Source organism: Longimicrobiaceae bacterium, from assembly GCA_036375715.1.
GTDB lineage: Bacteria > Gemmatimonadota > Gemmatimonadetes > Longimicrobiales > Longimicrobiaceae > DASVBS01.
This window is the reverse complement of sequence record DASVBS010000084.1, coordinates 22,334-29,324: the sequence shown is the minus strand read 5'-3', so window position 1 is coordinate 29,324 and position 6,991 is coordinate 22,334. Positions and strand designations below refer to the sequence as shown.

At 70.2% G+C, this 6,991-nt stretch carries 6 protein-coding genes; all 6 read right to left on the bottom strand.

The features are described from left to right. Positions 1-37: 37 nt before the first annotated feature. Positions 38-1,195, bottom strand: a complete 1,158-nt coding sequence (gene dnaJ / locus VF167_18810; GenBank protein ID HEX6927482.1) for a molecular chaperone DnaJ — start codon at positions 1,193-1,195, stop codon at positions 38-40. 22 nt (positions 1,196-1,217) lie between these two features. Next, positions 1,218-2,264, bottom strand: a complete 1,047-nt coding sequence (hrcA, locus tag VF167_18805; GenBank protein HEX6927481.1) for a heat-inducible transcriptional repressor HrcA — start codon at positions 2,262-2,264, stop codon at positions 1,218-1,220. A 54-nt stretch (positions 2,265-2,318) separates the two neighbouring features. After that, on the bottom strand, positions 2,319-3,458 hold the full coding sequence (hemW, locus tag VF167_18800; GenBank protein HEX6927480.1) for a radical SAM family heme chaperone HemW: 1,140 nt from the start codon (positions 3,456-3,458) through the stop codon (positions 2,319-2,321). Positions 3,459-3,463: 5 nt separating this feature from the next. Next, a complete protein-coding gene (dprA, locus tag VF167_18795) occupies positions 3,464-4,597 on the bottom strand; it encodes a DNA-processing protein DprA (GenBank protein HEX6927479.1) in 1,134 nt (377 codons plus the stop codon). A 4-nt stretch (positions 4,598-4,601) separates the two neighbouring features. Next, positions 4,602-5,624: a GTPase ObgE gene (obgE, locus tag VF167_18790; GenBank protein HEX6927478.1), complete on the bottom strand. Its 1,023-nt coding sequence runs from the start codon at positions 5,622-5,624 to the stop codon at positions 4,602-4,604. Positions 5,625-5,980: 356 nt separating this feature from the next. Further along, positions 5,981-6,988, bottom strand: a complete 1,008-nt coding sequence (locus tag VF167_18785; protein ID HEX6927477.1) for an asparaginase — start codon at positions 6,986-6,988, stop codon at positions 5,981-5,983. Positions 6,989-6,991: the final 3 nt, after the last annotated feature.

Sequence of the window (6,991 nt, the reverse complement as noted above, 5' to 3'; positions counted from 1 at the left end):
TCGTAGCTCGTAGTTCGCAGTTCGCCCCTCCTCCGCCCTACCCGGTAATCGCCTCTTTGACCCGACTCCAGAACCCGCCGCGACTGCGGTCGGCCTCGGCGGGAGGGGCTCCCTCGATCTCGGAGAGGCGACGGAAGAGTTCCTCCTGCTCCTCGGTGAGCTCGCTGGGTTGGGGGGTCCAGAGCTGCACCCGCACGATCTGGTCGCCCCGGCCGCCGCCGCCCAGGTGCGGCAGCCCCTTGCCGCGCAGCACGATGGTCTCGCCCGACTGGATCCCCGGCGGAATGGTGACCTTCTCCGTGCCCAGTACCGTGGGCACCTCCAGCTCCGCCCCCAGCACGGCCTGGCTGAAGGAGATCGGCAGGACGTGCACGACGTCGTCGCCGTCACGGATGAAGCGGGGATCCTCCTGAACCTCCAGAACGACCAAGATGTCCCCTCGCGGCCCTCCGCGTGGCCCGATGCTCCCCTGTCCTCGCAGCGTGATGTAGTTATCCGACGAGACGCCGGGCGGAATCTCCACCTTGATGGTGCGCTCCACCCGCTCCCGCCCGTCCCCGTGGCAGGCCGGGCAGGGATCGACGATCTGCTGACCGGTGCCCCCGCAGGTCGGGCACGGTCCGGAGCTGACGAACTGGCCGAAAACGCTACGCTGTACCCGCCGGACCTCACCCACACCGCCGCACGTTGCGCAGGCCTGCGGACCGCCCGGCGACGCCGACCCCGTGCCCGAGCAGCGAGAACAGGGGTCCAGCAGGCGCACCTTGATCCGCTTCTCGACGCCGGTCGCGACTTCCGCGAGCGTGATCTTCAGCCGCAGGCGAATGTCCTGCCCGCGCTGCGCACGCGCACGACGTCGGCTGCCCCCGCCGAAGAACTCCTCGAAGCCGGCGAAACCGCCGAAGTCGCGCATGAAGATGTTCAGCGCGTCCTCGAAGCCGAACCCGGCGAAGCCCGATCCGGCCCCGGCGCCGGCCTTCACGCCCGCATGGCCGTAGCGGTCGTACGCGGCCCGCTTCTCGGGGTCGCGCAGCACCTCGTAGGCTTCCGTGGCCTCCTTGAACTTCTCCTCGGACTCTTTATCCCCGTTGTTGCGGTCCGGGTGGTATTTCAGCGCGAGCTTGCGGTAGGCCTTCTTGATGGCCTCCGTGTCCGCATTCCGCGGGACCCCCAGCACCTCATAGTAATCCCTCATATGTTTCCTGAAGCAGGCGATATCAGGTCAGGAACTCCGAGATCAGCCGGGAGGTCCCTTCCACCAGGCCGATGATGCGGTCGTACGGCATACGAGTGGGTCCGATCACGCCGATCACGCCCCGCAGGCCGCCGACGTTGTACTCGGAGGTCACGACCGTGAAACCCGCCAGCTCGGGATTCTTGTGCTCCGTTCCAATGCTGATCTGCAGCCCCTCCTGGCCCACGCGGGCGGCCAGGACGCGGCTGAGGAGGTCCGTGCGCTCGGTCAGCTCGAGCAGGTTCCGCAGCCCGGTGCCGTGCTGGAACTCGGGCTGGTCGGCGAGCACGGAGGCTCGTCCGAGGTGAACGCCGTCGCCAGCCGGCGGCGGCCACTGCAGCCACTCGTCGGCCGATTGAATAAAGATGTTCAGGAACTCCGTGGCCGCCGGATCTCCGCCCGAGCTGTCCCGTAGCCGTGCCGACAGCGACTTGCGCACCTCGCTGAGCGGAAGTCCCGCCAGGCGCTCGTTGAGGATCTGGGTGACGGAGACCAGCGTCGACTGCGGCAGCTCGGCCGGAACGTCGACGAACACGGTGCGCACCCCCGCCGAGCGCAGCGTCATCACCAACAGGATCTTCCCACCGGCAATCGCCACCAGCTCGATCCGTTCGAGCTCCGTTTCGGCGAGCTGAGGGCTGCTCGCGATCCCCAGCTCTTGCGTCACCACACCGAGAACCTGCGCCGCCCGCCGGATCACCACCTCGACCGCGGAGCGATCACCCGCCGCCTCGAGCTCCTGCCGCAGAGACTCCGTTTCGACCGGAACGCGCGGCTGCTCCAGGAGCGAATCCACGTACACCCGGTACGCACGGTCCGTGGGCAAACGCCCCGCGGACGTGTGCGGGTGAAACAGATACCCCTTGTCCTCGAGGTCGCTCATGGTGTTCCGGACCGTGGCCGGCGAGATGCCCAGGTTGAAGCGGCGCACGACGGTGCGGCTCCCCGCGGGCTCGGCCGTCTCCACGTAGCTCCGGATCACCGCCTCGAGCACGAGCTGTTCGCGTTCGGTAAGCGGCTGTGGCTTCATCGGCTCGACCGGTCGGATCAACTGCGGAAAATCTGCTCTCGGGATGAAGTTCGGTCAACTCACCTCGCCCGCTGCGGCGAAGTCCACGGCGAGACGATCGAGCAGGAGCCATCCCTCCGCCGTCAGACGGACGCGGCCGGACTCCTCTCGCGCCCACCCCTGCTGCGCCCAGAGCCCCACGAGGTCCCGCTGTACCTCGTTGATATCCTTTGTTGGGATTCCTTCGACCGTGCGCAGCCCCAGCCACACTTGCTCGAGGCGCGCATCCTCGTCCCCCACAACCTCTTCGCCCTCCAGGGGAAGCGCGCCCCGCCCGATCGCATGTCTATATGCTTCCCAATCCCTCAAGTTCCAGCTTCGCACCGGAGGCCGGAACCCGTGCGCGCCGGGCCCCAGCGCGGCATAAGGTGCCCCTGTCCAGTAGATGAAGTTGTGGCGGGATCGGTGACCCTCCCGTCCGAAGTTCGAGACCTCGTAGTGCTCGAACCCCGCCTGGGTCAGCCGAGCGTGTGCGTGCAGGTACTCGCGCGCGTAGCGGTCCTCATCGGCGAGGACCTCGCGCCCCTCACGCACCCACCGGCCGAGCGGCGTCGCGGCCTCGGCGGTGAGACCGTAGAGAGAGATGTGCTCCGGCTCGAGCGCCAGTACCCCCTCCACGTCCCCCTCCCAGCTCCGCCCCAGCCGCTCGGGCAGACCAAAGATCAGGTCGAGGCTCACGTTGCGAAAGCCCGCCGCCCGGGCCGCCTCCATCGCCCGCACCGGCCCCTCGGGACCGTGCATGCGCCCCATCCAGCGCAGGGTCGGCTCGTGAAAGGTCTGCACGCCGAGCGACAACCGGTTCACGCCCGCCTCGCGCCACCCCTGCGCGACATCAGGGGTGAAGCTCTCGGGGTTGGCCTCCGCGGTCCACTCCACCCCCTCGGGGTCCCACTCCGCCACCCGCTCCAGCCGCTCCCGCAGTCGTAGCATCCCTCGCGGCCCGAGCAGCGACGGCGTCCCGCCGCCAATGTAGAGGGTGTCGAGGAAGAGGGGGGCCCGCCAGCCGTAGTGTGCAATCTGGAGGTCCAGCTCGGCGGTCACCGCATCCAACCAGTCGTCGACGGGCGGACGCGGGGTCGCATGCACCGCGAAATCGCAGTACGAGCAGCGGCGCACGCAGAACGGAACGTGCACGTAGAGCGACCGCGGGACCATCAGATTCACTCCGCGCGCAGACGGCGATAACGCTGGCCCGGCAGCGCTTCCACCACACCCTGCAGCTCGAGGTCGAGCAGGGTGGCCAGCAATACCCCGGACCCGATGCCGGTCTCCCCCACGAGTGCGTCCACGTGCTTGGGGGACGGCTCCAGGGCGCGGTAGACCGACTCCTGGGTGGCATCGAAGAGCGGCAACGCGGGTGGATCCGCCGCCCGTTCCAGCCGTGGCCGGGGCGCCGTCGCGGATACCCCTTCCAGCTCCTCCAGTACCTCCTGCACGCAGGTGACGGCGCGAGCGCCGTCGCGGATGAGCTGGTTCGTCCCTTCGCTCTGAGGAGAATCGATCGCTCCCGGCACCGCCATGACTTCCTTCCCCAGCTCGAGGGCGTAACCCACCGTGTGCTGCGCCCCGCTGCGAAGGCCCATCTCCACCACCACCACACCCTGGCAGAGCGCCGCGATCAGCCGGTTGCGCCGCGGGAAATTCCCCGGACGCGGCTTCTCGCGCGGGGCGAATTCGGAGACTAGCAGGCCCCGCTCGCGTACGCCCGCGAAGAGCGCGCGGCTCTCCGGCGGATAGACCACGTCGATCCCGTGCCCGAGGATGCCGATGGTGGGGCCTCCCCCCTCGAGCGCGCCCGTGTGAGCGGCGCTGTCGATGCCGCGGGCCATCCCGCTCACGACCGCGTAGCCGCTGCGCGCGAGCCCCGCGGCGAAGCGGGTGGCCGCATCTCGGCCGCAGGGGGTGGGGGTACGGGTACCGACGATCGCCACCGCGGGGGCCCGCAGGTACTCGAGCCGGCCCGAGGCGAAGAGCAGGTACGGCGGTTCGGTCACCACCCGGAAGGGCTCTGGGTACAGCGGATCGTCCTGGGTGAGGGCGACCGCACCGGCGTGGCGGATCGCCTGTAGCGCACGCCGGGTCGAGGCCCTGCCGGCGGGGCCGGCCTGCGCCGCGATGGCGGCGGCCACGGAGGCGTTCATCCCCGGCAGGAGGGCCAGCTCCCGGGCGGGGGTGGCCAGCACGCGCTCTGCCTCGCCGAAATGCCGGATCAGCGAGGTGAGTCGCTGCGGTCCCACCCCGCTGGCGAGGGAGAGTCGGAGGAGCGGCTCCAGCGCCGCTTCGCTGAGGGCCACGGCGTCACGGCTCCCAGGGCTCGTCCGAGGCCGCCTCCACCGGGGCGCCCTCGTCGTGGGCTCGGGTCCAGAGCGCCTCGAGCACCGGCTCCAGGCCCTGTCGGGCGACCGACGAGACCAGGAACTGACCCCACGCCTCAGAAGCATCAACCGAGGGGGTCGGCCAGTCGGTGGGCAGCAGGTCCGCCTTGGTGAAGATCACACAGAACGGCTTTTCCGCGAGCTCCTCCGAGTAGCTGCGCAGCTCTGCCCGCAACCGGTCGTAGGTCACCTGCGGGTCGAGGTCGTCCGCCGGGATGAGCAGCGCCAGGGTGCGCGTGCGCTCGATGTGACGCAGGAAGCGGTGTCCGAGGCCGCGGCCCTCGTGGGCGCCCTCGATGATCCCCGGGATGTCTGCCACCACGAAGGTACGCCCCCCGGAGAGCTGGACTACGCCCAGGTTCGGGGTGAGGGTGGTGAAAGGATAGTCGGCGATCTTCGGCGTCGCCGCGGAGACGGCGGCAAGGAAGGTGGATTTGCCGGCGTTCGGCTCGCCCACCAACCCCACGTCGGCGATCAGCTTGAGCTCCAGCTCGAGCCGGCGCGACTCCCCCTCCTGGCCCGGCTGGGCGTAGCGGGGCGCCTGGTTGGTGGCGGTGGCGAAGTAGGCGTTGCCGCGCCCTCCGCGGCCCCCCGCCGCGACCACCAGCCGATCGCCGGGATGCAGCAGCTCGCCCAGCACCTCCCCGGTATCGGCGTCCCGCGCCACCGTACCCGGCGGGACGCGCAGCACCAGGTCCTCCCCTGCCGCACCCGTCCGCTTCGACCCCGACCCCCTCTTCCCCGAAGGCGCCTGGTACTTCTGCCGGTAGCGGTAGTCGAGCAGCGTGGACATCTGCGGGTCCACCTCGAGGACGACATCACCGCCCTTCCCTCCATCTCCCCCGTCCGGCCCGCCCAGGGGTATGTACGCCTCGCGGCGGAAGCTCACCGCCCCTTCGCCGCCTCGGCCCGCCGTCACCTCGATGATCGCCTGATCAAGAAACATCGTTATCCTGGGCTACGCCCGTGTGTATGTCGCACACGACCGGCGGGCGCTGCCGCCGGCCCTGGCTTACATCCGCGGCCATTGACTCCTCTAGATGGGCAAACGCGGGGCCGCGGGGGCGGGGAGCGGAGTGGGGGCCGGCCGGCCGGCGGGACAAGGAGAGGGGGAGTGACGGGGTGACAAGGTGACAAGGTAACAGGGTGAGGGAGGTGAGCGTCCGCTCACCCGCGTGGTGCACTCGGAGAATCGAGCGGCCCCGACAGCCCCGCTTGGGATCTCCCACCGGGCCCACTGTGACGCTTGGGGCCGCTCCGGCACCTCCGTTCACCCGTTCACCCGTTCACCCGTTCACCTTGTCACCCCGCCCCGCGCGGACACACCTGCACCCTCGCCCGCACCTGTCCCACCACCTCTCCCCTGGTGTCCACCACCTCGGGGTAGGCGTGGTGCAGCAGGCGGCCGAGGTCGTCCTCGGAGATGAGGTCCAGCTCGCGCAGGATCGCCAGGATCGCGGGGCCGACTGCCCGCTGTGCGCCGTCCTCGATCTTCATGGCGATCCCCAGCTCGGCGCCGGGCACGCCCACGCAGTAGCCCCCCTCGGCGCCGGCCTTGGCGAAGAGCCGTCCCGCGGCCACCGTCATCAGCTCGGTGCAGAGCCGACCCTCGCCCCCCACCATCTCGGGATAGCTGGTCATGGCCCCCACCACGTAGGTGGGCTCTCGCTCGCCCACACGCGCCGCCTGCGCCAGCCGCGCGTAGCCGTAGGCCGTGCTGCGCAGCGGCACGCCCACGGTCACCGCCGCGCAGTTGTCGGTGCCCATGGCCATCGCCTCGGGCGGCAGGCCTAGCCAGCGCTCCAGCTCGGCGATCATGCGCGCCTGCACGGGGTGCTCGGGATGCTCGTAGCCGGCGGTGCTCCACCCGTTGACGCGCGCCACGGAGAGCATGGCGGCGTGCTTCCCGGAACAGGCATTGTGCAGCCGCCCCGGCTCGAGACCTGCTTCCGCCAGCTCGCGCCGTGAGGCAGCGTGGAAGGGCGGGTGCGGCCCGCAGGCGAGCGCCTCCGCGTCCAGACCGATCCGCTGCAGCAAGGAGGTCACCACACGTACGTGCCGCGCCTCGCCCGAGTGGGACCCGCAGGCCACCGCCAGCTCCTCGAGGGTCACCCCGAAGCGGTCCATCGCCCCGTCCGAGATCACCGGCAGCGCCTGAAAGGGCTTCGCGGCGGAGCGGATGAAGGTCACCAGGTCCGGATCGCCAACCGAGGCGCGTATCCGCCCCTCCGCGTCCACGACCGCGGCGTGTACCCGGTGTTGCGACTCGACCACGGTTCCCCGAACCATCTCCACGACCGGTTCGGCCATCGT

What these genes read in the sequence shown, in the direction of transcription:
- dnaJ (HEX6927482.1), bottom strand. Translation starts at nt 1,195, where the DNA reads ATGAGGGATTACTATGAGGTGCTGGGGGTCCCGCGGAATGCGGACACG.
- hrcA (HEX6927481.1), bottom strand. Translation starts at nt 2,264, where the DNA reads ATGAAGCCACAGCCGCTTACCGAACGCGAACAGCTCGTGCTCGAGGCG.
- hemW (HEX6927480.1), bottom strand. Translation starts at nt 3,458, where the DNA reads ATGGTCCCGCGGTCGCTCTACGTGCACGTTCCGTTCTGCGTGCGCCGC.
- obgE (HEX6927478.1), bottom strand. Translation starts at nt 5,624, where the DNA reads ATGTTTCTTGATCAGGCGATCATCGAGGTGACGGCGGGCCGAGGCGGC.
- VF167_18785 (HEX6927477.1), bottom strand. Translation starts at nt 6,988, where the DNA reads ATGGCCGAACCGGTCGTGGAGATGGTTCGGGGAACCGTGGTCGAGTCG.